Genomic DNA, 23,825 nt, shown 5'->3' on the forward strand with positions numbered 1-23,825 from the left:
ACGAACCTCCCTGTCCGGGTCAGGAGTTGCTGGGGAAACCGAGGTTGATACCGCCGTCGGACGGGTCCGGCCAGCGGGTGGTGATCACCTTTCCCTGGGTGTAGAAGGCGATGCCGTCGTTGCCGTAGACGTGCAGGTCGCCGAAGAGGGAGTCCTTCCAGCCGCCGAAGGAGTGGTAGCCGACGGGCACCGGGATCGGCACGTTCACGCCGACCATTCCCGCCTTCACCTCCAGCTGGAAGCGGCGGGCCGCGCCGCCGTCGCGGGTGAAGATGGCGGTGCCGTTGCCCCAGCGCGAGTCGTTGATCAGCTTCAGGCCGTCCTCGTACGTCTCCGCGCGCACCACGCACAGCACCGGGCCGAAGATCTCGTCCCGGTACGCGTCCGCCGTCAGCGGCACCCGGTCCAGCAGCGAGACGCCGAGGAAGAAGCCGTCCTCGTGCCCCTCGACCGTGTGGCCGGTGCCGTCCACGACGACCTCCGCGCCCTGCGCGGCGGCCGACGCCACGTACGACGCCACCGCGTCGCGGTGCTCACGGGTGATCAGCGGGCCCATCTCGGAGGCCGGGTCGTCGCCCGGGCCGACGCGCAGGTTCCGCGCCCGCTCGGCGATCTTCGCGACCAGCTCGTCCCCGGTGCCGCCGACCGCGACCACGACCGAGACCGCCATGCAGCGCTCGCCCGCCGAACCGTACGCCGCGTTGATCGCCTGGTCGGCGGCGAGGTCCAGGTCGGCGTCGGGCAGCACCAGCATGTGGTTCTTGGCGCCGCCGAGCGCCTGCACGCGCTTGCCGTGCTCGACGGCCTTGAGCTGGATGTACTTCGCGATCGGCGTCGAGCCGACGAAGGACACCGCCTCCACGTCGGGGTGCTCCAGGAGCCGGTCGACGGCCACCTTGTCGCCCTGCACGACGTTCAGCACCCCCTCCGGCAGCCCCGCCTCGGCGGCCAGCCGGGCCAGCAGCAGGGACGCCGAAGGGTCCTTCTCGCTGGGCTTCAGCACGAAGGTGTTGCCGCACGCGATCGCCAGCGGGAACATCCACATCGGCACCATGGCCGGGAAGTTGAACGGCGTGATGCCGGCGACCACGCCCAGCGGCTGCCGGATCGACGCCACGTCCACCCGGTTCGACACCTGCGTCGACAGCTCGCCCTTGAGCTGCACGGAGATCCCGCAGGCCAGTTCGACGATCTCCAGTCCGCGCGCGACCTCGCCGAGCGCGTCGGAGTGCACCTTGCCGTGCTCGGCGGTGATCAGCCGGGCCAGCTCGTCGCGGTGCGCGTCGAGCAGTTCGCGGTACTTGAACAGGATCGCGGTGCGCCGGGCCAGCGACGACTGCCCCCAGCTCTCGAACGCCGTCCTCGCCGAGGCGACCGCCGCGTCCACCTCCTCCACGGTCGCGAGGCCGACCTGCTTCTCCTGGGCGCCGGTGGCGGGGTCGTAGACGGGGCCGTAGCGGCCGGACGTGCTCTCGACGGGCTTGCCGTCGATCCAGTGGGTGAGGGTCTTCATGGGTTGCGGGGCCTTTCGGGGGGAGCGGGGAAGGGGCTCAGAGATGGTGGCGGCGGGCGGTGACCTGCCGGTCGTAGCGTTCGCGGGCCTCGACGGCGGCCTCGCGTCCGGCGACCTCGGCGACGGGGACGTCCCACCACGCCTCGGCGCCCGGCGAGGTCGACCGCGTCACGTCCGTCTCGACGTACACGCAGGTCGGCCGGTCCGAGGCACGGGCCGCGGCCAGTGCCTCGCACAGCTCGCCCACGGTCTTGGCGCGCAGCACCTCCATGCCGAGGCTGGCCGCGTTGGCGGCCAGGTCCACGGGCAGCGGGGCGCCGGTGAAGGTGCCGTCGGCGGCCCGGTAGCGGTAGGCGGTGCCGAACCGCTCGCCGCCGGTCTCGGCGGACAGGCCGCCGATGGAGGCGTAGCCGTGGTTCTGGATCAGGACGACGTTGACCGGCAGGCCCTCCTGCACGGCGGTCACGATCTCCGTCGGCATCATCAGATACGTGCCGTCGCCGACCAGGGCCCACACCGGGGTGCCCGGCGCGGCCTGCTGGACGCCGATCGCGGCCGGGATCTCGTAGCCCATGCAGGAGTAGCCGTACTCCAGGTGGTACTGGCGCGGCGAGCGCGCGCGCCACAGCTTGTGCAGGTCGCCCGGCAGCGAACCGGCCGCGTTGATCACCACGTCGTCGTCGCCGACGACCGCGTCGAGCGCGCCCAGCACCTGCGTCTGCGTCGGGACGGCCGTGTCGTCGCCGGCGCGGTAGGCGGCCTCGACGACCGCGTCCCAGCGCTCCCGGCCGGCCCGGTACTCGGCCTCGTACGCGGCGTCCACCCGGTGCCCGGCGAGCGCCTCGGTGAGGGCCGTGAGCCCGGACCGCGCGTCGCACACCAGCGTCCGCGCGGACAGCTTGTGCGCGTCGAAGCCGGTGATGTTGACGTTCAGGAACCGCACGTCCGGGTTCTGGAAGAGGGTGCCGGACGCCGTCGTGAAGTCGGTGTACCGCGTGCCGACGCCGATCACCAGGTCCGCGGTGCGGGCGATGTCGTCGCTCGCCGAGGTGCCGGTGTGGCCGATGCCGCCGAGGTCGGCCGGGTGGTCGTAGCGCAGTGAGCCCTTGCCCGCCTGCGTCGACGCCACCGGGACGCCGGTCGCCTCGGCGAAGGCCCGCAGCGCCTCCTCGGCCTCGCTGTGGTGCACGCCGCCGCCCGCGACGAGCAGCGGGCGCCGCGCGGAGCGGACCGCCTCGACGGCCGCCGCCAGCTCGGCCGGGTCCGGCGCGGGACGCCGTACGGGCCAGACGCGCTCGGCGAGGAACTCCCGCGGCCAGTCGTACGCCTCCGCCTGGACGTCCTGGGGGAGGGCCAGCGTCACCGCGCCGGTCTCGGCGGGGTCGGCGAGCACCCGCATGGCGTGCAGCGCGGACGGGATCAGGGCCTCGGGGCGGGTGATCCGGTCGAAGTACCGGGAGACGGGGCGCAGTGTGTCGTTGACCGACACGTCCGCCTCGGTCGGGTGCTCCAGCTGCTGGAGCAGCGGGTCCGGGGCGTGCGAGGCGAAGTAGTCGCCGGGCAGCAGCAGGACCGGCAGGCGGTTGATGGTGGCGAGGGCCGCCCCGGTGACCAGGTTGGTGGCGCCGGGGCCGATCGACGTCGTCACGGCCTGCGCGGAGAGCCGGTTGAGCTGGCGGGCGTGGCCGACGGCCGCGTGCACCATGGACTGCTCGTTGCGCCCCTGGTGGTACGGCATGGTGTCCTCGCCCGCCTCCAGCAGCGCCTGGCCCACGCCGGCCACGTTGCCGTGCCCGAAGATGCCCCAGGTGCCGGCGATCAGCCGGTGACGTACACCGTCGCGCTCGGTGTACTGGGCGGACAGGAACCGCACCAGAGCCTGGGCGACGGTCAGGCGGACGGTGGCTGAGCTCATCGGTGACCTCACTGGGACGGGGCGGTGTAGAGGGGCAGACGGGGGTCGACGGGCTGGTCCGGCCAGGTGCCGCGGATCCAGGCGTGGTCGGGGTGGTCGCAGATCAGCCAGGCGCGCTCGTCCTCGGGGCCCGCCATGACGTTCAGGTAGTACATGTGGTGGCCGGGCACCGCCATGGACGGCCCGTGCCAGCCGTCGGGGATCAGTACGACGTCGCCGTCGCGGACCTCCGCGAGGACGTCGGTGCCGCGGCCGCGGCCGGACGGCGAGACGCGCTGGTAGCCGAGGCCGGGGGTGCCCTCGTGGCCGGCGAACTCGAAGTAGTAGATCTCCTCGAGGACCGACTCCTCGCCGGGCCGGTGCTCGTCGTGCTTGTGCGGCGGGAACGACGACCAGTTGCCGCCGGGCGTGATCACCTCGACCGCGATGAGCTTGTCGCACTCGAAGACCCCGGCCGCGCCGAAGTTGTTCACCTGGCGGCTGCTGCTGCCGGTGCCCCGCAGCTCCACCGGGACCGCTGAGGCCGGTCCGTAGCGGGCCGGCAGCCGCCGGTCGCAGCGCGCCCCGGTCAGCGCGAACCGCCCGCCGCCCGCGGAGGAGACGGTCGCCCGGGCGTCGCGCGGGACGTAGGCGAAGTCGGTGACGGCGCCGAACACGCTCTCACGGCCGGTGAGCGTGAAGGTGTCGTGGCCGAAGTCGTCGGTGGCCGTCACCGTGCAGCCGCCGGCCAGCGGCAGGACGATCCACTCGCTGTCGCCGGTCTCCAAGGTGTGCGTGCCGCCGGGCGGCAGCTCCAGGACCCGCAGGCTGGAGTACCCCCAGCGGGCCTTCTCCGGGGTGACGTCGACGACGTACGGGCCGCCGAGCGCCTTTCCCGCGGGGAGGTGGTACGTCGTCGCGTCATCGAGCGTCACAGTCGTTCCTCCGCGTCGCAGTGCGTGTCACAACAGGCCGACGGCCGTGTCCACCGCCGTCTCCACAGTGCCCTCGGCCGGGTAGAGCAGCGAGCGGCCGACGACCATGCCCTGGACCGTGGGCAGCCGGAGCGCCTTGCGCCAGCGGTCGTACGCCCCCTCCTGGTCGCCGCCCACCTCGCCGCCGAGCAGGACCACGGGCAGCGTGGAGGTCTCCAGGACCTCGGCCATGTGGTCGGGGTCGTCGGTGACCGGCAGCTTCAGCCAGGTGTAGGCGGAGGTGCCGCCCAGGCCGGAGGCGATGGCGATCGAGCGGGTGACGGCCTCGGCGGACAGGTCGTTGCGGACCTTGCCGTCGACGCGCCGGGAGACGAAGGGCTCGACGAACATCGGCAGCTTGCGCGCGGCCATGGCGTCGACGGCGCGGGCCGAGGCCTCCAGCGTGGTCAGGGAGCCGGGGTCGGAGAGGTCGATGCGGACCAGCAGCTTGCCCGCGTCGAACCGCATCCGCTCGATGTCCTCGGCGCGGTGCCCGGTGAAGCGGTCGTCCATCTCGAAGGAGGCGCCGGCCAGGCCGCCCCGGTTCATGGAGCCCATGACGACCTTGCCGTCGAGGACGCCGAGGAGCAGCAGGTCCTCCAGGATGTCGGCCGTGGCCAGGACCCCGTCGACGCCGGGCCGGGACAGCGCTATGCAGAGACGTTCCAGCAGCTCGGCCCGGTTGGCCATGGCGAGGCGCCGGTCGCCCACGCCGAGGGCGCCGCGGGCCGGATGGTCGGCGGCCACGATCATCAGGCGCCCGCTCGCGCCGATCAGCGGGCGGCGCACCCGCCGGGCGGCGGCCTCCGCGATCGCCTCGGGGTGCCGGGCTCTGACCGCGGTGAGGTCGGGGATGGAGAGACTCAACGAAAGCTCCGTTCAGGGGTGGCTCGGCGGGCGCTCACGACGCCCGGGCGAGGAGGTCCGCGACCTCGGACCCGGTGGGCATGGCGGAGGAGCAGGCGAGGCGGGAGGCGACGAGGGCCCCGGCGGCGTTGGCGTGCCGCACGGTTTGCTCCAGGTCCCAGCCGGCCAGCAGGCCGTGGACCAGGGAGCCGCCGAAGGCGTCGCCCGCCCCCAGCCCGTTGGCGACCTCCACCGGCACCGGCGGCACCTCGGCGCGGGTGCCGTCGCGGTGGACCGCCAGCACGCCCTTGGGGCCCTGCTTGACGACCGCCAGCTCGACGCCGGCCGCGAGCAGGGCCTCCGCGCATGCCTGCGGCTCGCGGACGCCGGTGGCGACCTCGCACTCGTCGAGGTTGCCGACGGCGACGGTGGCGTGCCGCAGGGCCTCGGCGTAGTACGGGCGCGCCTGGTCGGGGTCGCGCCAGAACATGGGGCGCCAGTCGAGGTCGAAGACCGTGACGCCGGCCTTGGCGCGGTGGGCGAGGGCCGCGAGCGTCGCCGTACGGCTGGGCTCCTCGCTCAGGCCGGTGCCGGTGATCCAGAAGACCCGGGCCGCGGCGATCGCGTCGAGGTCCAGCTCGTCGGTGCGGATCTCCAGGTCGGGCGCCTTGGGCTGCCGGTAGAAGTACAGCGGGAAGTCGTCGGGCGGGAAGATCTCGCAGAACGTCACGGGGGTCGGGTGGGCGGCGACCGGGGTCACCCAGCGGTCGTCCACGCCGAAGTCCTTCAGCGCCTCGTGCAGGTACGCGCCGAACGGGTCGGCTCCGGTGCGCGTGATCACGGCGGTGCGGCGGCCGAGCCGGGCGGCGGCGACGGCGACGTTGGCGGCCGACCCTCCGAGGAACTTGCCGAACGTCTCCACCCGCTCCAGAGGGAGGCCGGACTGCAGGGGGTAGAGGTCGACTCCTATTCTTCCCATCGTGATCAAGTCGAAGGGCTTGGCTGTCTCGGCCATGCGTGACGCTCCTAGAGCTGGACAGGGGGTGCGGGTCCCGAGGGGCCTGCCGCCTCCCAGGTGTAGGACGCGGAGACCGATGCTGTCAATACTTTGTACTTACATTCGGACCTGAGCCTGAAATAATGTCTTAACAAAGTATTGACAGCGGGCGCATCTAGGGATTTGATCCCGTCCCAGCGCAACCGTCGTGTTCCACGGCACACTGCCCGGCCCAGGGAAGGCCCGGACCGTGTAACCCGGTGATCACCCTTTCCCCCCGTCGCACACCCGTCGCACAGTGAGGTGCTGGAAAGATGGACCGCTCTTACCCCCGCTCGCGCAAGCTGGCCTCCGTCGTGGCCGTGGCCGCCGCGGCCGCGCTCACCCTCGCAGGCTGCTCCAGCAGCTCCGGCGGCAAGGAGGCCGACGAGGGCGGGGCGAACGCCTCTGCGGGCAAGGCCGACACGCCCCGGATGACGGTCGCCCTGGTGACGCACCAGTCGCCCGGCGACACCTTCTGGGACATCGTCCGCAAGGGCGCCGAGGCGGCCGCCGCCAAGGACAACATCAAGCTGATCTACTCCGCCGACCCCAACGCCGGGAGCCAGGCCAACCTGGTGCAGAACGCCATCGACCAGAAGGTCGACGGCATCGCGATAACCCTGGCCAAGCCGGACGCCCTCAAGGAGGTCGTCGGCAAGGCCAAGGCGCAGAACATCCCCGTCGTCGGCCTGAACTCCGGCGTCAGCGAGTGGCAGAAGCTCGGCCTGACGGAGTTCTTCGGCCAGGACGAGACGGTGGCCGGCGAGGCCCTCGGCAAGCGGCTGAACGAGTCCGGCGCCAAGAAGGCCGTCTGTGTCATCCAGGAGCAGGGCAACATCGGACTCACCCAGCGCTGCGACGGTGTGAAGAAGACGTTCGAGGGCTCCCTGGAGACGCTGAACGTCAATGGCACGGACATGCCGAGCGTGAAGTCCACGATCACCGCCAAACTGAAGACGGACAGCGACATCGACTACGTCGTCGCCCTCGGCGCCCCGTTCGCGCTGACGTCGGTGCAGTCGGTGTCCGAGGCCGGCAGCAAGGCGAAGGTCGCGACCTTCGACCTCAACAAGGACCTGACCAAGGCGATCGGCAAGGGCGACATCGAGTTCGCGGTCGACCAGCAGCCCTACCTCCAGGGCTACCTGGCGATCGACTCCCTGTGGCTGTACAAGAACAACGGCAACTACATGGGCGGCGGCGAGGCGCCGGTGCTGACCGGCCCGGCGTTCGTCGACAAGTCGAACGTCGAGACCATCGACAAGTTCGCCGCGAAGGGCACCCGGTGATGAGCATGACCCGACAGGCTGAGCCGGCGGTGACCACACCGCCGGCCCCCGGCCCGGGCAAGGAGACCGACGGGCGGACCGCCCGGCGCCCGCTGGCGCTGCGTCTGCTGGCCCGGCCCGAGGTGGGCGTCTTCCTCGGCGCCGTCGCGGTGCTGGTCTTCTTCCTCATCGCGGCACCCGCCGTGCGCGACGGCAGCTCGATGGCGAACATCCTGTACCAGTCGTCGACCATCGGGATCATGGCGCTGCCCGTGGCCCTGCTGATGATCGGCGGCGAGTTCGACCTCTCGGCGGGCGTCGCCGTGATCACCTCGGCCCTGACCGCGAGCATGGTCAGCTACCAGCTGACGATGAACGTCTGGGTCGGTGTGATCGTCGCCCTCGTCGTCTCCCTGGCGGTCGGCCTCTTCAACGGCTGGATGCTGGTCAAGACCGGGCTGCCGAGCTTCCTCGTCACCCTGGGCACCTTCCTGATCCTCCAGGGCGTCAACCTCGCGGTGACCAAGCTGGTCACCGGGAACGTCGCCACGGACGACATCAGCGACATGGACGGCTTCGACCAGGCCAAGGCGCTCTTCGCCTCGTCCTTCGAGGTCGGCGGCGTCAACGTGAAGATCACCGTCGTCTGGTGGCTGGTCTTCGCGGCCCTGGCCACCTGGGTGCTGCTGCGCACCAGGTACGGCAACTGGATCTTCGCCGTCGGCGGCAACAAGGACAGCGCGCGGGCTGTCGGTGTGCCCGTCACCTTCACCAAGATCTCCCTGTTCATGCTGGTCGGGTTCGGAGCCTGGTTCGTCGGCATGCACCAGCTGTTCTCGTTCAACACCGTGCAGTCCGGCGAGGGCGTCGGCCAGGAGCTCATCTACATCGCGGCGGCGGTCATCGGCGGCTGCCTGCTCACCGGCGGAGCGGGCTCGGCCATCGGCCCGGTCTTCGGCGCCTTCATGTTCGGCATGGTCCAGCAGGGCATCGTCTACGCCGGCTGGAACCCCGACTGGTTCAAGGCGTTCCTCGGCGTGATGCTCCTCGGCGCCGTCCTCATCAACCAGTGGGTCCAGCGCACGGCGACCAGGAGGTGACCGACATGACCACCGAAGGAACCGGCACCGAGGGTGCCGTGATGAAGGACCGGACCCCCGAGGGGGACGCCCCGCTCGTGGAACTGCGCGGCGCGGGCAAGTCCTACGGCAACATCCGTGCCCTGCACGGCGTCGACCTGAAGGTCTTCCCCAGCCAGGTCACCTGCGTCCTGGGCGACAACGGGGCCGGCAAGTCCACCCTGATCAAGATCATCTCGGGGCTGCACCAGCACACCGAGGGCGAGTTCCTCGTCGACGGCGCACCGGTGCGTTTCTCCACCCCGCGCGAGGCCCTCGACAAGGGCATCGCCACCGTCTACCAGGACCTCGCCGTCGTCCCGCTGATGCCGGTCTGGCGCAACTTCTTCCTCGGCTCCGAGATGACCAAGGGCCCCTGGCCCCTGCGCCGGCTCGACATCCAGCGGATGAAGAGGACCGCCGACGAGGAACTGCGCAACATGGGCATCGTCCTGGACGACCTGGAGCAGCCCATCGGCACCCTCTCCGGCGGCCAGCGCCAGTGCGTGGCCATCGCCCGAGCCGTCTACTTCGGCGCCCGCGTCCTCATCCTGGACGAGCCCACCGCCGCTCTCGGCGTCAAGCAGTCCGGCGTGGTCCTGAAGTACATCGCCGCCGCTCGCGACCGCGGCCTCGGCGTCATCTTCATCACCCACAACCCGCACCACGCCTACATGGTCGGCGACCACTTCAGCGTCCTGCGCCTGGGCACCATGGAGCTCAGCGCCTCCCGCGACGAGGTCAGCCTCGAAGAGCTCACCAACCACATGGCCGGCGGCACCGAACTCGCCGCGCTCAAGCACGAGCTGTCGCAGGTCCGCGGCGTCGACGTGGAGGAGCTCCCGGAAGCCGACGCCCTCACCGCACCCGTGGCCCCCTCGGAAGGGAAGTCCTGACATGCCCCCTGCGCTGGACCGTATCCGGGTGGGCTCGGCCCCCGACTCCTGGGGCGTCTGGTTCCCCGACGACCCGGCCCAGGTGCCCTGGGACCGCTTCCTCGACGAGGTCGCAGAGGCCGGCTACGACTGGATCGAGCTGGGACCGTACGGCTATCTGCCCACCGACCCGGCCCGGCTGACCGACGAGATCGCCCGGCGCGGCCTCAAGGTCTCGGCCGGCACGATCTTCACCGGGCTGCACCGAGGCCCCGCCGTCTGGGACTCCACCTGGGAGCACGTCAGCGAGGTCGCCTCGCTCACCCAGGCCATGGGGGCGAAGCACCTCGTCGTCATCCCGTCCTTCTGGCGCGACGACAAGACCGCGGAGATCCTGGAGCCCTCCGAGCTCACCGCCGAGCAGTGGGGGCACCTCACCCAGGGCATGGAGCGGCTCGGCCGCGAGGTGCGCGAGCGGTTCGGGCTGGACATCGTCGTGCACCCGCACGCCGACACCCACATCGACACCGAGGCGCACGTCGAACGGTTCCTCGACTCGACCGACTCCGACCTCGTCAACCTCTGCCTGGACACCGGGCACTACGCCTACTGCGGCGGCGACAGCGTCAAACTGATCGAGACCTACGGCGAGCGCATCGGCTATCTGCACCTCAAGCAGGTGGATCCGGAGATCCTCGCGGACGTCGTGAAGAACGGGATCCCGTTCGGACCGGCCGTGGCGCGCGGCGTCATGTGCGAGCCCCCGGCCGGTGTGCCGGAGCTCGGCTCGGTCCTGCAGGCCGCGCAGAAGCTGGACGTCGACCTGTTCGCGATCGTCGAGCAGGACATGTACCCCTGCGAGCCGGACAAGCCCCTGCCCATCGCGGTCCGCACCCGCAGGTTCCTGAGGTCCTGCGGCGCCTGACGCCCCGAGAGGACGCCGATCTCCATGCCCCACCGTCGGGACGACCTGGGCGTCGCCGTCATCGGCACCGGGAGGATGGGCGCCGACCATGTGCGCCGCGTCCAGGAGACTGTCAGCGGGGCCCGCGTGACCGCCGTGGTGGACGTCGACCGGGAACGCGCCGAGGCCGTCGCGTCCCGGGTCGACGGCTGCGCCGTGCACACCGACCCGGCCGCCGCAATGGCGTCGCCCGACGTCGACGCGGTGATCGTCGCCTCGCCCGGCCCCGCCCACGAGGCGGCGCTCATGGCGGCGTTCGAGCACGGCCTGCCGGTGCTCTGCGAGAAGCCGCTCACCCCGGACCCGGCCGCCGCCCTGCGGGTGGTCCGGGCCGAGTGCTCCCTCGGCCGGCGCCGGGTCCAGGTCGGCTTCATGCGGCGCTACGACAGCGAGTACCGGGAACTGAAGGCCCTGCTGGACACGGGCCGGCTGGGCCGCCCGCTGCTGCTGCACAACCGGCACCGCAACGTGGCGAGCCCGCCCGGCTGGACGTCCGCGATGCTTGTCGAGGACTCCGTGGCGCACGAGATGGACGTGACCCGCTGGCTCCTCGGCCACGAGATCACGGCCGTCACCGTGCTCACCCCGACGCCGTCCGGCGACGCGCCGGACGGCGTCCGCGACCCCCAGTTCGTCGTCTTCGAGACGGACGGCGGAGCCGTCGTCGACGTCGAGATCTTCGTCAACTGCGGCTTCGGGTACCAGGTCCAGGCCGAGGTCGTCTGCGAACGCGGCACCGCCCGCGTCGGCGACGGCCACGCCGTGGTCACCCAGACCGCCGGCCACTGGGGCGGCACCATCGCCCAGGACTACCTGCGACGCTTCGCCGACGCCTACGACCGCGAGGTCCAGGCGTGGGTCGACGCCACCCGCCGGGACGAGGTCACCGGCCCGAGCGCCTGGGACGGCTACGCGGTGTCGGCGGTGTCGGCGGCGGGCGTACGGGCACTGGAGGAGGGCGGGCGGGTGCCGGTGGAACTGGTGGAGCGGCCGGGGCTGTACGCCCGCTGACCGAACAGGCAGGGGAACGCCTCCGTGAAGACCGTGCCCGGGGACGCCGCCGCCCGGCCCACCTCGGCGGCCTCCTCGGCTGGCTCGCCGACGGCTTCTCCGTCAGGACGTGTTCGCCGGCCGCGAGGGCGCCAGGTTCCACGGGCCGTGCAGGCCGTTGACGAGCGGGTCGGATACGACCTCGACGGCCGGGTCGGCCGGCAGGTCGGCGTAGGAGGCGGCCACCCGCTCGACGTCGTGGGCGGGGGCGAACGCATCGGCGCGGGACCGGTCGCGCCCGGCCACCGCCACGAGGCGGTGGCCGGGCGCGCGGGCCGGACCCACGAGGGCGCGCCCGGTGACGCGGGCCGGACCCAGGACGCCGACGCGCAGCGGTTCGGGTCCGGGCCCGGTCACCCCTGCCGCACCTCGTCGATCGTCACCGGGCGGTGCTCGCGCAGCGACAGCGTGCACGCGTCCGCGATCCAGCCCGCCTCCAGGGCGTCCTCGACCGTGCAGGGGGACGGCCGGGAACCGGCCACGACCTCGGTGAACGCCGTGAGTTCGGCGCGGTAGGCGTCGGTGAAACGGTCCATGAAGAAGTCGTGCGGGGTGCCCGCGGGGAACGTCACGCCGGGCTCCACCGAGCGCAGCGGCAGCTTGTCCTCCAGGCCGACCGCGATGGAGTCCGCGAAGCCGTGGATCTCCATACGGACGTCGTAGCCGCGCGCGTTGTGGCGCGAGTTGGAGACCACCGCGATGGTGCCGTCGTCCAGGGTGAGGATCGCGCCGGTGGTGTCGGCGTCGCCCGCGTCCGCGATGTACTCGGCGCCCTTGTTGCCGCCGACCGCGTACACCTCCGCGACCTCGCGTCCGGTCACCCAGCGGATGATGTCGAAGTCGTGGACGGAGCAGTCGCGGAAGATGCCGCCGGAGGCGGCGATGTACGCGGCCGGCGGCGGCGCCGGGTCCAGCGTCGTCGACCGCACGGTGTGCAGCTCGCCCAGCTCACCGGAGCGCACGGCGGCCCGGGCGGCGACGAAGCCGGCGTCGAAGCGCCGGTTGTAGCCGATCTGGATGGGCACGTCCTTGTCCTGGACGGCCTTGAGGACCTGGACGCCCTCGCTCATGGTGCGGGCGACGGGCTTCTCGCAGAAGACGGGGACGCCCGCCTCGACGCCGGCCAGGATCAGCGCGGGATGGGCGTCGGTCGCGGCGGCGACGACGATGCCGTCCACGCCCGCCGACAGCAGGGCCTGCGGTGAGTCCACGACCTCGGCGCCGAACCGTTCCGCGGCGGCCTTGGCGGCGTCCGCGAACGGGTCGGTGACGACGAGGGAGTCCACCACGTCGAGCCCCGCGAGGGTCTCGGCGTGGAAGGCGCCGATACGGCCGAGGCCGAGGATTCCGATACGCATGCTTCAACTTCCTTGTCGAGCAGGGTGAGTGAGGGGGGAGGAGCCGCGCTGCTAGTCGAGGCCGCCGAGGACGTTCTGGTCCCAGTCGATCACCGATCCGGTGACCACCCCGGACCGCTCCGACAGCAGGAGCACCACGAAGTCGGCGATCTCGTCGGGCTGTCCGAGCTTGCCCATCGGCAGCTTCGCCGCGGCCCGCTCCCGCCAGTCGTCCGACGCTGCGTGGAACGTCCGCTGGGTGACGTCCTCACCCTCGGTCGCCGTCCAGCCGATGTTCAGGCCGTTGATCCGGATCCGGTCCCAGCGGTGCGCGTGCGCGGCGTTGCGGGTGAGGCCCACGAGACCGGCCTTGGCGGCGACGTACGGCGCCAGGAACGGCTGCCCGCCGTGCGCGGAGGACGTGATGATGTTGACGACGGTGCCGGGCGCCCCGCGCGCCACCATGTCGGCCACGGCGGCCTGCATGGCGAAGAACGGCGCCTTCAGGTTGATCGCGATGTGCTGGTCGAACAGTTCGGGCGTGGTGTCCAGGAGCGTGCCCCGGGACGTCAGCCCCGCCGAGTTGACCAGGCAGTCGATCCGGCCGTACGCGGCCACGACCTCGGCGACCGAGGACCTGGCCCGCTCGGCGTCCGCGAGGTCGGCGCGGATGAACAGCGCCTTGCCCCCGGCGGCCGTCAGCTCGGCCACCAGGGCCTCACCGGGCTCCGCGCGGCGCCCGGTGACGGCCACGACCGCCCCCTCGCGCACGGCGGCCCGGGCGACGGCGGCACCGACGCCCTGACTGCCGCCGTTGACGAGGACGACCTTGTCGTCGAGAAGTCCCATGGGTGTTCCGGGTCCTTTCAGTCAGCTCTTGCGCCGCTCGGCGCCGGCCCGCAGCTCCGCGCGCAGCGCCTCGGGCGTCCGGCCCTCGGCGAGCGCCCGCCGCACGACGTCCGCCTGGGACGGCGGGGCCAGCCCGTCGACCGGCGGGTCGTTGTCCAGGTTGGTGGGGAACGGGTAGCCCTCGGCGCTCGCGGCGATCACGTTCTCCGCCCAGGCCGCGCCGGCGCCCTCGGCGACCCGGTCCAGCAGCACGGGGTAGACGGCGTTGGCCACGGCCTCGCGGTCCACCGTCTCCATGGCCCGCCCGAACGCGGACGACACCTGCAGGAGGTTGGCGGTGCGCCGGATGTCCGCCGAGCGGTTGGTGCCGGCGGCGTGGAACAGCGCCGGGTTGAAGAAGACCGCGTCGCCCTTGGCGAGCGGGAGCTGCACGTGGTGCGCCTCGAAGTACTCCTGGAACGCGGGCAGCCGCCAGGCCAGGTAGCCCGGCTCGTAGCGCTGCGAGTGGGGCAGGTACATCGTCGGCCCGGACTCCACCGGCATGTCGCAGTGCGCGACGGCGCCCTGGAGGGTGAGCGCGGGGGACAGCCTGTGCACGTGCGCCGGGTAGGCGGCCGCGGCCTCGGCGGACAGGAAGCCCAGGTGGTAGTCGCGGTGCGCGGTCTGCGCGGCGCCGCCCGGGTTGACCACGTTCACCTGCGAGGTGACCTGGTAGCCCGGACCCAGCCAGGCCGTCGACACCAGGGCGAGCATGTCGTTGGCGTAGTAGTCGGCGAACGCGGCGGGATCGTACAGGGCTGACTTCTCCAGGGCGTTCCAGACCCGGTCGTTGGCGCCGGGCCGGGCGAAGTGGTCGCCTGCGGCGGTGCCCGCGGCGCGCTGCTCGGCGATCAGCGCGTCGAACACAGCGGTCAGCCGGTCGACGACCGCCGGGTCGGGGAAGGCGCCCTCCAGGACCACGATGCCGGGCCCGTCCGCGAGGGCGTGCACCAGCTCGGCCCGCACGTCCCGCGGGTCGCCGGCCGCGCGCAGGCGGTCGCTGTCGTACACGAGGACGCCCTGCTCCACGGCACGGGCGTACGGGTAGTCGGCGTGATCCGTGGTCCGTTCGACCAGCTCACGCAAGTCCGCGAGATCGCAGTCGCGCTCGGACAGCCGGACCGGGCGGTGCGAGGAGGTGAGAGACATCGTCGTCCTCTCGATGACAGGGGCGGCTCGGTGATGCCATTCTTGTCCTGACAATCCCCTCGAACAACCAGCAGGAAGCCATCAAAAACCCCTCAGGAGCCGTCGCATGGGCCATCCCTTCCCGATCCGGGAGATCGCACGTCAGGCCGGTCTGAGCGAGGCCACGGTCGACCGGGTCCTGAACGGCCGCAAAGGCGTGCGCGAGAGCACCGCGCGCGAGGTCCACCAGGCCATCGCGGACCTGGACCGCCAGCGCACCCAGGTCCGCCTCCAGGGCCGTACCTTCATGGTCGACATGGTCGTGCAGGCCCCGCAGCGGTTCACGACGGCCGTCCGCGCGGCCCTGGAGGCCGAACTGCCGTCCCTGCACCCGGCCGTGGTGCGCTCCCGCTTCCACTTCCGCGAGACGGGTCCGGTCGCGGAACTGACCGGCACGCTCGACCGCATCGCCCGGCGCGGCTCACAGGGCGTCATCCTCAAGGCCCCGGACGTCCCCGAGGTCACCGCCGCCGTCGCCCGGCTCGTGGACGCCGGCATCCCGGTCGTCACCCTGGTGACGGACCTTCCCGCCACGGCCCGCCTCGCCTACGTCGGCATCGACAACCGGGCCGCGGGCGCCACCGCCGCCTATCTCATGGGCCAGTGGCTGGGGGACCGGCCCGGCAATGTGCTGACCAGCCTCAGCAGCGGGTTCTTCCGCAACGAGGAGGAGCGCGAGATGGGCTTCCGCAGCGCCATGCGGACCCTGCACCCCGAGCGCACCCTCGTGGAGATCGCCGAGGGCCACGGACTGGACGCCACCCAGTACGACCTGGTCCGGGCCGCGCTGGAACGCGATCCGGAGATCCGCGCCGTCTACTCCATCGGCGGCGGCAACATCGCCACCCTGCGCGCCTTCGAGGACCTCGGACGCGAGTGCGCGGTGTTCGTCGCCCACGATCTCGACGGGGACAACACCCGGCTGCTGCGCGAGCACCGGCTGTCCGTCGTGCTCCACCACGATCTGCGGCACGATCTGCGCGAGGTGTGCCACGTCGTGATGCGGGCGCACGGCGCGCTGCCGCTGGCCGGCCCGACGGTGCCGTCGGCGATCCAGGTGGTGACGCCGTACAACATGCCGGCGCCGGTCGGGTGACGGACGGGGGACGGGGCCGGGCGCGTACGCCGCCCGGGCCGGCCTGGGGGTCGCGGTCCTGCTGCCCTCTCCCACCGAGCTCCTCTCCGAGTACGGCGGGGAGCCAGAGTCGGTCGCCGGGTACGCGGCGACGGTCGCCGCCCTCGGCGCCGCCGGCCTCGCTGTGGTCCTCGTCCCGGCCCGGCGCCCCTGGCCGCCTGGCACGGCGGGACCGCCGGAGGGCTTCCGGCCGTTCCTCGTCGACCCCGCGGTGACGGTGGTGGTGTTCGTCGCCGGTGTGCCCCTCGCCCCGGCGTACGGCCAGGCCGCCGTGTGGCTCCGGCTGGTGACGGCGCCCGTCGAGGTGGCCATCGGGAGGCGCCTCGGCGGGCACGCCGAGGCGCGCCCTCAGCCCTCCGCCACCACGTCCACCCACGTGCCGCTGCCCGCCGAGCGCACCATCGCGTCCAGTACGGCGGCGCTGTGCACCGCGTCGTCCAGGGTGGCCCCGTACGACGTGCCCTCGGCGATCGAACGCAGGAACCGGTACGCCTCGACGACCTTGAGGTCGTCGTAGCCCATCGCGTTCGCGGCACCCGGCTGGAACGCGCCGAACTCGCCGTCACCAGGCCCGACATGGACGGTGGCGACCGGCTGGTCCTGGTAGGCGGTGCCGCGGCTGACCCTCAGCTCGCCCATCCGCCGGAAGTCCCAGAACACCGCGCCCCGCGTGCCGTGCACCTCGAAGCCGTAGTTGTTCTGCTCGCCGACCGAGACCCGGCAGGCCTCCAGCACGCCGCGCGCCCCGGAGGCGAACCGCAGCAGGCAGTTGACGTAGTCCTCGTTCTCGACCGGGCCGAGCTCGCCGGTCGCGAGGGTGTGCCCGGCGGTGGCGCCGGTCGGCCGGGCCCGCTCGGGGACGAAGACCGCGGTGTCGGCGGTCAGTGCGGCGATGTCACCGAGCAGGAAGCGGGCGAGGTCCACGCCGTGCGAGGCGAGGTCGCCCAGCACGCCGCTGCCGCCGCGCTCGCGCTCGTAACGCCAGGTCAGCGCCCCCTGCGGATGGGCCGCGTAGTCGCTGAACAGGCGGATGCGCACATGGGTCACGGTGCCGATGTCACCGGACGCGATGAGGTCGCGGGCGGTCTCGACGGCGGGCGCGTTGCGGTAGTTGAAGCCGACCGCGGAGCGCACCCCGGCCCGGGCGGCCGCGTCGGCCACGGCCCGGGCGTCCCCGGCGGTCAGCCCGACCGGCTTCTCGATCCACAGGTGCTTGCCGGCCTCGGCCATCGCCACCCCGATCTCCCGGTGCAGGAAGTTCGGCGCGGTGACGCTGACCGCCCGGACGCGCGGGTCGGCGGCCACCTCGCGCCAGTCCCGGGTCGCCGAGGCGAACCCGAAGCGCGCGGCGGCCTCCTCGGCCCGGCCGGGCACCTCCTCGGCCACGGTCACCAGCTCCGGGCGCAGGGGCAGGTCCGGGTAGTGGTGCGCGAGGCGGGCGTACGCCTGTGTGTGCACGCGCCCCATCCAGCCGAATCCGACGACGGCGACGCCGAGCGTGTCCACCATTGCAGCCCCTCATTGGACCGGTCCATTCTCTGTCCGGGTCACCTTCGGTCGCCGCCGTGACCCGTGTCAACCCTCTTCCCGCGCGGCGTCCGCCTTTGACAAGCGCCCTGGACGCATGGAACGGTCCATCCCCATGAGACCCCCGACCATCCGCGACGTGGCCGACCGCGCCGGCGTCTCGAAGTCGCTGGTCTCGCTGGTGCTGCGGGGCTCCGAACAGGTGCGCCCGGAGAAGCGCGAGGCCGTCCTGCGCGCCGTGCGCGAGCTCGGCTACCGGCCCAACGCCGCCGCGCGCAGCCTCAGCGAACAGCGCACCCGTACGGTCGGCGTCCTGCTGAACGACCTGCGCAACCCCTGGTTCGTCGAGCTGCTCGACGGCCTGAACTCCCTGCTGCACGACAACGGCCTGCACATGCTGCTGGCCGACGCCCGCCTCAACCGGCGTACCGGCCAGGACCCCGCGGGTCCCCTGCTGGACCTGCGCGTGGACGGGCTGGTCGTGGTCGGCACCCTGCCCGATCCGGCGGCGCTCGCCGAGGCGGCCGAGCGGCTGCCGGTGGTGGTCGCCGGGGCGCGCGAACCGGCGCCCGCAGGGGTGGACGTGGTGGCCAACGACGACGAGCGCGGCGCCCGTCTGGTCACCGAGCACCTCATCGGCCTCGGCCACCGGCGCATCGCGCACATCGCGGGCTACGGGGCGGTCGGTGGGCTGCGCCGGCGCAGCTTCGAGGCGGTGATGCGCGAGCACGGCCTGGCGGACGGGGCGGTCGTCGAGGGCAGCGACATGACCGAGGAGGGCGGCTACCGGGCGACGGTCCGGCTGCTGAGCCGTGCGCGGCGGCCGACGGCCGTCTTCGCGGTCAACGACATCTGCGCCATCGGCGCGCTGTCCGCGGCCGAGGAGTCGGGGCTGCGGGTGCCGCACGACCTGTCGGTCGTCGGCTACGACAACACCAGCATCGCCCGGCTCCGCCACGTCTGGCTGACCACCGTCGACAACGCGGGCCACGAGGTCGGCCGGCGCGCCGCCCGGTGCCTGCTGGACCGGTTCGCCGGCACCGGGGGAGCGGGCGGGGTCCGGCTCGCCGCGCCCGCGCTGGAGATCCGGGGCACCACGGGCCCCCCGCTCACAGACTGATCGCGTACGCCTTGCGCAGCGTCTCGTGCACGGTCCACGTCGTACGGTCGCCCTCGCGCAGCACGGCCATGTCGCCGGGCCCGACCCGGAGCGTCGGTCCGCCCTCCACCTCGATGGTGGCCGATCCCCTGACCACGACGAAGAGTTCGTCGGCCTCGGTGTCGGTGACCACGCCCGGCGTGATCTGCCAGATGCCCCGCACCTGACGTCCGTCGGCGGACTCCCACACCACCTTCCCGGTCACCTCGGGCGTCCCGGAGACGATCTGCTCCGGGGCCAGGGGCTCGGGTTCGAGCTCGGCGTCGGGGATGTGGAGAGCGAAGCTGTGCGTCATGCGGCCGACCCTAGTCGGGGGTGGTGACCGTGCGGTCCGTACACAGTGTGGGGTGGCGAAGGCGCCGGACGGACACTCCGTCGCGCCCGGGGCGCGGACGGGCGAGACCGCGCGAACGGCGTCGGGCGCCTGGACCGCGTCCACGCACCCGAGCGCCCCCCGGTCCGCCCGTCATATGAACCGCTCTGTCATATGTACCGATCGTCCGAAGTGGGCTGTACGACGGTCTCGCGTATTGTTGCGTCATATGCCCGCTGTGACGCGTGGCTGCTTTCGGGACACCGGGGGCTGGTGAGGTACGGGTGAAGGGGGAGCGGGACGTGGTGGCACTTCTCGCGCTGGTGGCGGTCGTCGCCTACATGGCGACGGCGGGTCTGCCGTGGTGGGTGGTCGCGCTGGTGACCGTGTTGATGGCGGGGTTCGTCGGGGGCATGTCCTGGAGTCCCGGCCGGGGGCAGCACGGCAGCGCCCCCCGGGGTCCGGCGGGCCGACCCGCGTACCCCATGGCCGACCGGGATGCGGCGGTGCCCCCGGACGAGGCGCCCGTCGGTGCCGCGCCGCCCATGCGGTAGGGTTGACCTGCGTGATCACACGGTTCCCCGTGTGGTGGGCACCGGGACGTGGCGCAGCTTGGTAGCGCACTTGACTGGGGGTCAAGGGGTCGCAGGTTCAAATCCTGTCGTCCCGACGGTGTGCAGGGCCTTCGCGGGCAGCAGTCCGCGGGGGCCCTTTCGCATGGCGGGCGCCGAGGAGCCGGCCCTCGTCGCGGGTGTCACCCCCTAGTCCACCCGCAGCTCCGCCCACCGGCACGTGCTGCCGGACTGCACCCGCACCCCGCAGCGCTCGGCCAGCGTGCTGACGATCTCCAGACCCCGGCCGTGCTCGTCCGGGTCGACGGCGGACGGCAGGGCGGCGGGACCGGTGTCGGTCACCTCGACGCGGACCGCCACGCACGCCTCCCCCGGGTCGCGGGAGACCCGCAGGGTCGCGGGCGGCAGGGCGTGCACGATCGCGTTCGTGACCAGTTCGGAGACCACCAGCAGGACGTCCGCGGCGGCGTCCGCCGTCAGGTTCCAGTCCGCCAGTACGCCGCGTACCCTGCGGCGTACACCGCCCGCGGTCTCCGGCGCGTGCGGCAGGCTGAACACGTGCTCGACTTCCCCCTGGGGCGCGGCACACGGCAGCGCAGTGATCATCGGTCCTCCTCCTCGGGGAAAGCCCTCCGGTGAAAAAGCTGGGTCGATGAAAAACGGTAGAAAGCCAAGCAAACCCGGTCAACGAACCTGGGTCGGCATTACCGAACGAGAGTCCCAAAGGGGATAAATCGGACTAGGCTCATGCCATGGCCGGCCCCGTCCAGTCCATCGAGCGGGCCGCGGCGATCCTCCGGCTGCTCGCCGGTGGCTCCCGGCGGCTGGGACTCGGCGAGGTCGCCTCCTCCCTGGGCCTCGCCAAGGGCACCGCCCACGGCATCCTGCGCACCCTGCAGCACGTCGACTTCGTGGAACAGGACCCGGCGACCGGCAAGTACCAGCTCGGGGCGGCGCTGCTGCACCTCGGCACCAGCTACCTCGACGTCAACGAACTGCGGTCCCGCTCGATCAACTGGGCGGACGCGCTCGCCGCCCGCAGCGGTGAGGCCGTCCGGCTCGGCACCCCCCTGGAGGGCAGGGTGCTCGTCATCCACCATGTCTTCCGGCCCGACGACACCCTCCAGACCCTGGACGTCGGCGCGCTGCTGCCCCTGCACGCGTCCTCGCTCGGCAAGGTCCTGCTGGCCTTCGGCGCCGCCCCCGTCGAGCCGCTGCTGGAGACCACCCTGGAGGCGTACACCCGGCACACCCTGGTCCACTTCGCCGACCTCCACCGGGCGCTCGCCGAGATACGGGACCTGGGATGGGGCGCCGAGGTGCAGGAGATGAGCATGGGCGAGGCCGGGATCGCCGCGCCGATCCGAGGACAGGGAGGGCTCGTCGTGGGGGCGATCGGCGTGTCCGGCGCCGTCGAGCGGCTCTGCGACACCAGAGGCCGGCCCCAGCCGGCCCTGATCACCGTGCTGCGCGAGGCGGCTCGCGCGATCTCCAGGGACCTCGGCGCGGCCCGCTGGTAGGCCGGGGCACCCCACGACACACCGGAAGGAGGGCCGATCATGGTGGAGCGGTATGTGATGTCCATCGACCAGGGCACCACCTCCACCCGGTGCATCCTGTTCGACCACGGAGGACGGCTGGTCTCCGTCGCCCAGCGCGAGCACCAGCAGTACTTCCCGCAGCCCGGCTGGGTCGAGCACGACGCCGTCGAGATCTGGCGCAACCTCCAGCGCGTCGTCCCCGAGGCCCTGGCCAACGCCCAGGTGGCACCGGACCAGATCTCCGCCATCGGCATCGCCAACCAGCGCGAGACGACGGTCCTGTGGGATCCGCGCACCGGCGTCCCGCTGGGCCGGGCCATCGTCTGGCAGGACACCCGCACCGCCCCGTTCGTCGAGGAACTGCGCCGGGACCCGGGCGACGACTTCTTCCTCGACCACTGCCTCCTGCCCCCGTCGACCTACTTCTCCGCGCCCCGCATCCGCTGGCTGTTCGACCATGTCGACGGACTCGAGCGGCGCGCCCGGGACGGCGAGGTGCTGTTCGGCACCATCGAGAGCTGGCTGATCTGGAACCTGACCGGCGGCACGGACGGCGGACTGCACATCACCGACGCCACCAACGCCAGCCGCACCATGCTCATGGACATCCGGACGCTCACCTGGGACCGGGCGCTCATGGACTTCTTCGGGGTGCCGCGCACCATGCTCCCCGAGATCCGCCCCTCCGCCGAGCGCTACGGCGAGGCCCGCGCCGTGCTGCCCGGCGTCCCCATCACGGCCGCCCTCGGCGACCAGCAGGCTGCCCTGTTCGGCCAGACCTGCTTCTCACCGGGCGAGGCGAAGTGCACCTACGGGACCGGCAGCTTCCTGGTCATGAACACCGGCACCGACCTCGTGCGCTCCGAGCACGGGCTGCTCACCACGGTCGCCTACAAGATCGACGAACAGCCCACCGTCTACGCGCTGGAGGGCCCGATCGCCGTCACCGGCTCCCTGGTGCAGTGGTTCCGCGACCGGCTGGGCCTGATCCACAGCGCCCCCGAGATCGAGACGCTGGCCCGCACCGTCGAGGACAACGGCGGCTGCTACATCGTGCCCGCGTTCTCGGGCCTGTTCGCCCCGCACTGGCGCAGCGACGCCCGGGGCGTCATCGTCGGCCTCACCTCCTACATCACCAAGGGGCATCTCGCCCGGGCCGTCCTGGAGGCCACCGGCTGGCAGACCCGCGAGGTCGTGGACGCGGTGAACGCCGACTCCGAGCTCGCCCTCAAACAGCTCAAGGTCGACGGCGGCATGACCTCCGACCACCTGCTCATGCAGATCCTCGCCGACGTCCTCGACGTCCCCGTCGTACGGCCCCTGGTCGCCGAGACGGTGTCGCTGGGCGCCGCCTACGCGGCCGGGCTCGCCGCCGGGTACTGGCCGGACCTGGCGGTCCTGCGCCGCAACTGGCACCGGGCCGCGCAGTGGCTGCCCGACATGGACGCCGAGCGCCGGGAGTGGGAGTACGAGTCCTGGCAGCATGCCGTCGAGCGGTCGCTCGGCTGGGTCCGTACTCCCCGGCGTCCGTGAGCCCGCGGGGCGCGGGCCCCGCGTCAGCCGCTGACCAGCAGGCCCCGGCTGCGCAGCACCCGGCGCTCCAGCGGGCTGAAGATCAGCAGGTCGATGGCGATACCGACGAGCAGGATCAGGAGGATCGCCAGGAACACCTGGGACATGCTGCTGTTGTTGCGGCCGTTCTCCAGGAGCTGGCCGAGGCCCACGCCCAGGTCGGGGGAGGACGCGATGATCTCCGCGGCCATCAGCGACCGCCAGGAGAACGCCCAGCCCTGCTTCAGACCCGCCAGGTAGCCGGGCAGCGCGGCCGGCATCACCACGTGCCTCGCCTCGCGCAGCCCGGTGGCGCCCAGGGTGCGGCCGGCCCGCAGGAACAGCGGCGGGATCTGGTCGACGCCCGCGACGAGCCCGTTGGCGATCGAGGGCACCGCGCCCAGCAGGATCACGGCGTACATCATCGAGTTGTCCAGGCCCAGCCACAGCACGGCGGGCGGCACCCAGGCCACGGACGGCAGCGACTGCAGTCCGGACAGGATCGGGCCGATGGCGGCCCGGACGAACCGCACCCGGGCGACCAGCAGTCCGAGCGGGGTGCCGATCGCGAGTGCCAGCAGGAAGCCGAGCAGGCCGCGCGAGACCGACGTCCAGATGTAGTCGAGCAGGGTGCCCTGGAGCCAGGCGTCACGCACCTCGTCCCACACCTCGGACGGCGAGGGCAGCTTGTAGGCGGGGACGACCTCCGCCCAGACGAGCACCTGCCACACCGCCAGCACCAGCGCCACCGCCGTGACCGGCGGCAGCACCTTGCGGATCAGGGTCTCGCGCAGCGACGTCCGGCGGACCCGCACCGAGTCCAGGGCGTCGAGCCCGGCCTCCAGCCCGGCCAGGTCCTCGGTGTCGTTCTTGCCGGTGTCGACCTTGGTGTCGACGCCGTTGTCAGTGCCGGCCATGGCGGCGGATCTCCCCACGCAGTTCTTCGGTGATCTCGGCGGACAGTTCGGCGACCGCGGTGTCCTCGATGCGGCGGGGCTGCGGGATGCCGACCGTCCACTCCCGGGCGATACGGCCGGGGCGCGAGGACAGCAGCACGACCCGCTGGGCGAGCT

The 23,825-nt window shown here is 72.4% G+C and carries 22 protein-coding genes, 1 tRNA gene and 2 pseudogenes; 11 read left to right on the forward strand and 14 right to left on the reverse strand.

The features are described 5' to 3' along the window. Positions 1–19 precede the first annotated feature (19 nt). Genes ABZ899_RS35160 through iolC form a run of 5 tightly spaced genes read right to left on the reverse strand, consistent with a single transcriptional unit; the run spans position 20 to position 6,242 of the window. Positions 20–1,513 carry a CoA-acylating methylmalonate-semialdehyde dehydrogenase gene (locus ABZ899_RS35160; RefSeq protein ID WP_361354606.1) on the reverse strand — a complete coding sequence of 498 codons (1,494 nt, stop codon included), beginning with the start codon at positions 1,511–1,513 and terminating at the stop codon, positions 20–22. 37 nt (positions 1,514–1,550) lie between these two features. Beyond that, positions 1,551–3,428 (reverse strand): 3D-(3,5/4)-trihydroxycyclohexane-1,2-dione acylhydrolase (decyclizing), encoded by a 1,878-nt coding sequence (iolD, locus tag ABZ899_RS35165; protein WP_361354609.1) that lies wholly within the window; start codon positions 3,426–3,428, stop codon positions 1,551–1,553. A gap of 8 nt (positions 3,429–3,436) precedes the next feature. After that, positions 3,437–4,342, reverse strand: coding sequence for a 5-deoxy-glucuronate isomerase (gene iolB / locus ABZ899_RS35170; protein WP_361354611.1), 906 nt, complete (start codon positions 4,340–4,342; stop codon positions 3,437–3,439). A gap of 27 nt (positions 4,343–4,369) precedes the next feature. Beyond that, positions 4,370–5,248 carry a deoxyribose-phosphate aldolase gene (locus tag ABZ899_RS35175; RefSeq protein ID WP_361354614.1) on the reverse strand — a complete coding sequence of 293 codons (879 nt, stop codon included), beginning with the start codon at positions 5,246–5,248 and terminating at the stop codon, positions 4,370–4,372. Between the two features lie 34 nt (positions 5,249–5,282). After that, complete coding sequence (iolC, locus tag ABZ899_RS35180) at positions 5,283–6,242, reverse strand: 5-dehydro-2-deoxygluconokinase (protein ID WP_361354617.1); 960 nt, start codon at positions 6,240–6,242, stop codon at positions 5,283–5,285. 296 nt (positions 6,243–6,538) lie between these two features. Between iolC and ABZ899_RS35185 the strand changes: the two genes are divergently transcribed. From ABZ899_RS35185 to ABZ899_RS35205, 5 genes are read left to right on the forward strand one after another with little or no spacing between them, the layout of a single operon-like run. Continuing rightward, a complete protein-coding gene (locus ABZ899_RS35185) occupies positions 6,539–7,555 on the forward strand; it encodes a sugar ABC transporter substrate-binding protein (RefSeq protein ID WP_361354620.1) in 1,017 nt (338 codons plus the stop codon). Beyond that, the gene (locus ABZ899_RS35190) at positions 7,555–8,634 is read left to right on the forward strand and encodes an ABC transporter permease (protein ID WP_361354622.1); all 1,080 of its coding nucleotides are present in this window, start codon (positions 7,555–7,557) and stop codon (positions 8,632–8,634) included. Before ABZ899_RS35185 ends, ABZ899_RS35190 begins: the two co-directional genes overlap by 1 nt. Before the next feature lie 5 nt (positions 8,635–8,639). Further along, the gene (locus tag ABZ899_RS35195) at positions 8,640–9,548 is read left to right on the forward strand and encodes an ATP-binding cassette domain-containing protein (RefSeq protein ID WP_361354625.1); all 909 of its coding nucleotides are present in this window, start codon (positions 8,640–8,642) and stop codon (positions 9,546–9,548) included. 1 nt (position 9,549) lies between these two features. Beyond that, the gene (locus ABZ899_RS35200) at positions 9,550–10,452 is read left to right on the forward strand and encodes a sugar phosphate isomerase/epimerase (RefSeq protein ID WP_361354628.1); all 903 of its coding nucleotides are present in this window, start codon (positions 9,550–9,552) and stop codon (positions 10,450–10,452) included. Between the two features lie 24 nt (positions 10,453–10,476). Continuing rightward, positions 10,477–11,502 carry a Gfo/Idh/MocA family oxidoreductase gene (locus ABZ899_RS35205; protein ID WP_361354631.1) on the forward strand — a complete coding sequence of 342 codons (1,026 nt, stop codon included), beginning with the start codon at positions 10,477–10,479 and terminating at the stop codon, positions 11,500–11,502. Between the two features lie 2 nt (positions 11,503–11,504). Here the strand turns inward: ABZ899_RS35205 and ABZ899_RS35210 are convergent. The 4 genes and pseudogenes from ABZ899_RS35210 to ABZ899_RS35225 form a co-directional block, all read right to left on the reverse strand. Continuing rightward, positions 11,505–11,898 (reverse strand): annotated as a pseudogene (locus ABZ899_RS35210) (Gfo/Idh/MocA family oxidoreductase); the annotation flags it as partial. Then, positions 11,895–12,899, reverse strand: a complete 1,005-nt coding sequence (locus ABZ899_RS35215; RefSeq protein ID WP_361354634.1) for a Gfo/Idh/MocA family oxidoreductase — start codon at positions 12,897–12,899, stop codon at positions 11,895–11,897. The pseudogene ABZ899_RS35210 and the gene ABZ899_RS35215, both read right to left, overlap by 4 nt. Positions 12,900–12,950: 51 nt before the next feature. Continuing rightward, positions 12,951–13,727 carry an SDR family oxidoreductase gene (locus ABZ899_RS35220; protein ID WP_361354636.1) on the reverse strand — a complete coding sequence of 259 codons (777 nt, stop codon included), beginning with the start codon at positions 13,725–13,727 and terminating at the stop codon, positions 12,951–12,953. Positions 13,728–13,748: 21 nt separating this feature from the next. Beyond that, the gene (locus ABZ899_RS35225; RefSeq protein ID WP_361354639.1) at positions 13,749–14,915 is read right to left on the reverse strand and encodes a phytanoyl-CoA dioxygenase family protein; all 1,167 of its coding nucleotides are present in this window, start codon (positions 14,913–14,915) and stop codon (positions 13,749–13,751) included. 106 nt (positions 14,916–15,021) lie between these two features. On the opposite strand from ABZ899_RS35225, the gene ABZ899_RS35230 reads away from it, so the two are divergent. Continuing rightward, positions 15,022–16,050 carry a LacI family DNA-binding transcriptional regulator gene (locus ABZ899_RS35230; protein ID WP_361354641.1) on the forward strand — a complete coding sequence of 343 codons (1,029 nt, stop codon included), beginning with the start codon at positions 15,022–15,024 and terminating at the stop codon, positions 16,048–16,050. Between the two features lie 387 nt (positions 16,051–16,437). On the opposite strand, the gene ABZ899_RS35235 is transcribed toward ABZ899_RS35230, so the two are convergent. Then, on the reverse strand, positions 16,438–17,598 hold the full coding sequence (locus ABZ899_RS35235) for a Gfo/Idh/MocA family oxidoreductase (RefSeq protein ID WP_361354644.1): 1,161 nt from the start codon (positions 17,596–17,598) through the stop codon (positions 16,438–16,440). Between the two features lie 133 nt (positions 17,599–17,731). Between ABZ899_RS35235 and ABZ899_RS35240 the strand changes: the two genes are divergently transcribed. Continuing rightward, positions 17,732–18,736 (forward strand): LacI family DNA-binding transcriptional regulator, encoded by a 1,005-nt coding sequence (locus tag ABZ899_RS35240; protein WP_361354647.1) that lies wholly within the window; start codon positions 17,732–17,734, stop codon positions 18,734–18,736. Here the strand turns inward: ABZ899_RS35240 and ABZ899_RS35245 are convergent. Further along, positions 18,726–19,070: a cupin domain-containing protein gene (locus tag ABZ899_RS35245; RefSeq protein ID WP_361354650.1), complete on the reverse strand. Its 345-nt coding sequence runs from the start codon at positions 19,068–19,070 to the stop codon at positions 18,726–18,728. The genes ABZ899_RS35240 and ABZ899_RS35245 overlap by 11 nt on opposite strands. A gap of 320 nt (positions 19,071–19,390) precedes the next feature. Here ABZ899_RS35245 and ABZ899_RS35250 point away from each other — a divergent pair, with 320 nt between their 5' ends. After that, the gene (locus tag ABZ899_RS35250) at positions 19,391–19,642 is read left to right on the forward strand and encodes a hypothetical protein (protein ID WP_361354653.1); all 252 of its coding nucleotides are present in this window, start codon (positions 19,391–19,393) and stop codon (positions 19,640–19,642) included. 42 nt (positions 19,643–19,684) lie between these two features. After that, positions 19,685–19,758 (forward strand) — tRNA-Pro (locus tag ABZ899_RS35255). Positions 19,759–19,849: 91 nt separating this feature from the next. Here the strand turns inward: ABZ899_RS35255 and ABZ899_RS35260 are convergent. Further along, complete coding sequence (locus tag ABZ899_RS35260) at positions 19,850–20,266, reverse strand: ATP-binding protein (RefSeq protein ID WP_361354655.1); 417 nt, start codon at positions 20,264–20,266, stop codon at positions 19,850–19,852. A gap of 146 nt (positions 20,267–20,412) precedes the next feature. On the opposite strand from ABZ899_RS35260, the gene ABZ899_RS35265 reads away from it, so the two are divergent. After that, on the forward strand, positions 20,413–21,180 hold the full coding sequence (locus tag ABZ899_RS35265) for an IclR family transcriptional regulator (RefSeq protein WP_361354658.1): 768 nt from the start codon (positions 20,413–20,415) through the stop codon (positions 21,178–21,180). Between the two features lie 39 nt (positions 21,181–21,219). Next, the gene (gene glpK, locus ABZ899_RS35270) at positions 21,220–22,734 is read left to right on the forward strand and encodes a glycerol kinase GlpK (protein ID WP_361354661.1); all 1,515 of its coding nucleotides are present in this window, start codon (positions 21,220–21,222) and stop codon (positions 22,732–22,734) included. Between the two features lie 23 nt (positions 22,735–22,757). Here glpK and ABZ899_RS35275 read toward each other — a convergent pair whose 3' ends face one another. Then, complete coding sequence (locus tag ABZ899_RS35275; protein ID WP_361354663.1) at positions 22,758–23,669, reverse strand: ABC transporter permease; 912 nt, start codon at positions 23,667–23,669, stop codon at positions 22,758–22,760. After that, a pseudogene (locus ABZ899_RS35280) lies at positions 23,656–23,825 on the reverse strand (ABC transporter ATP-binding protein); the annotation flags it as partial. The gene ABZ899_RS35275 and the pseudogene ABZ899_RS35280, both read right to left, overlap by 14 nt.

It is taken from the genome of Streptomyces sp. NPDC046859, from assembly GCF_040645135.1.
Lineage (GTDB): Bacteria > Actinomycetota > Actinomycetes > Streptomycetales > Streptomycetaceae > Streptomyces.

What these genes read in the sequence shown, in the direction of transcription:
- ABZ899_RS35160 (WP_361354606.1), bottom strand. Translation starts at nt 1,513, where the DNA reads ATGAAGACCCTCACCCACTGGATCGACGGCAAGCCCGTCGAGAGCACG.
- iolD (WP_361354609.1), bottom strand. Translation starts at nt 3,428, where the DNA reads ATGAGCTCAGCCACCGTCCGCCTGACCGTCGCCCAGGCTCTGGTGCGG.
- iolC (WP_361354617.1), bottom strand. Translation starts at nt 6,242, where the DNA reads ATGGCCGAGACAGCCAAGCCCTTCGACTTGATCACGATGGGAAGAATA.
- ABZ899_RS35185 (WP_361354620.1), top strand. Translation starts at nt 6,539, where the DNA reads ATGGACCGCTCTTACCCCCGCTCGCGCAAGCTGGCCTCCGTCGTGGCC.
- ABZ899_RS35190 (WP_361354622.1), top strand. Translation starts at nt 7,555, where the DNA reads ATGAGCATGACCCGACAGGCTGAGCCGGCGGTGACCACACCGCCGGCC.
- ABZ899_RS35195 (WP_361354625.1), top strand. Translation starts at nt 8,640, where the DNA reads ATGACCACCGAAGGAACCGGCACCGAGGGTGCCGTGATGAAGGACCGG.
- ABZ899_RS35200 (WP_361354628.1), top strand. Translation starts at nt 9,550, where the DNA reads ATGCCCCCTGCGCTGGACCGTATCCGGGTGGGCTCGGCCCCCGACTCC.
- ABZ899_RS35205 (WP_361354631.1), top strand. Translation starts at nt 10,477, where the DNA reads ATGCCCCACCGTCGGGACGACCTGGGCGTCGCCGTCATCGGCACCGGG.
- ABZ899_RS35215 (WP_361354634.1), bottom strand. Translation starts at nt 12,899, where the DNA reads ATGCGTATCGGAATCCTCGGCCTCGGCCGTATCGGCGCCTTCCACGCC.
- ABZ899_RS35220 (WP_361354636.1), bottom strand. Translation starts at nt 13,727, where the DNA reads ATGGGACTTCTCGACGACAAGGTCGTCCTCGTCAACGGCGGCAGTCAG.
- ABZ899_RS35225 (WP_361354639.1), bottom strand. Translation starts at nt 14,915, where the DNA reads ATGTCTCTCACCTCCTCGCACCGCCCGGTCCGGCTGTCCGAGCGCGAC.
- ABZ899_RS35230 (WP_361354641.1), top strand. Translation starts at nt 15,022, where the DNA reads ATGGGCCATCCCTTCCCGATCCGGGAGATCGCACGTCAGGCCGGTCTG.
- ABZ899_RS35235 (WP_361354644.1), bottom strand. Translation starts at nt 17,598, where the DNA reads ATGGTGGACACGCTCGGCGTCGCCGTCGTCGGATTCGGCTGGATGGGG.
- ABZ899_RS35240 (WP_361354647.1), top strand. Translation starts at nt 17,732, where the DNA reads ATGAGACCCCCGACCATCCGCGACGTGGCCGACCGCGCCGGCGTCTCG.
- ABZ899_RS35245 (WP_361354650.1), bottom strand. Translation starts at nt 19,070, where the DNA reads ATGACGCACAGCTTCGCTCTCCACATCCCCGACGCCGAGCTCGAACCC.
- ABZ899_RS35260 (WP_361354655.1), bottom strand. Translation starts at nt 20,266, where the DNA reads ATGATCACTGCGCTGCCGTGTGCCGCGCCCCAGGGGGAAGTCGAGCAC.
- ABZ899_RS35265 (WP_361354658.1), top strand. Translation starts at nt 20,413, where the DNA reads ATGGCCGGCCCCGTCCAGTCCATCGAGCGGGCCGCGGCGATCCTCCGG.
- glpK (WP_361354661.1), top strand. Translation starts at nt 21,220, where the DNA reads ATGGTGGAGCGGTATGTGATGTCCATCGACCAGGGCACCACCTCCACC.
- ABZ899_RS35275 (WP_361354663.1), bottom strand. Translation starts at nt 23,669, where the DNA reads ATGGCCGGCACTGACAACGGCGTCGACACCAAGGTCGACACCGGCAAG.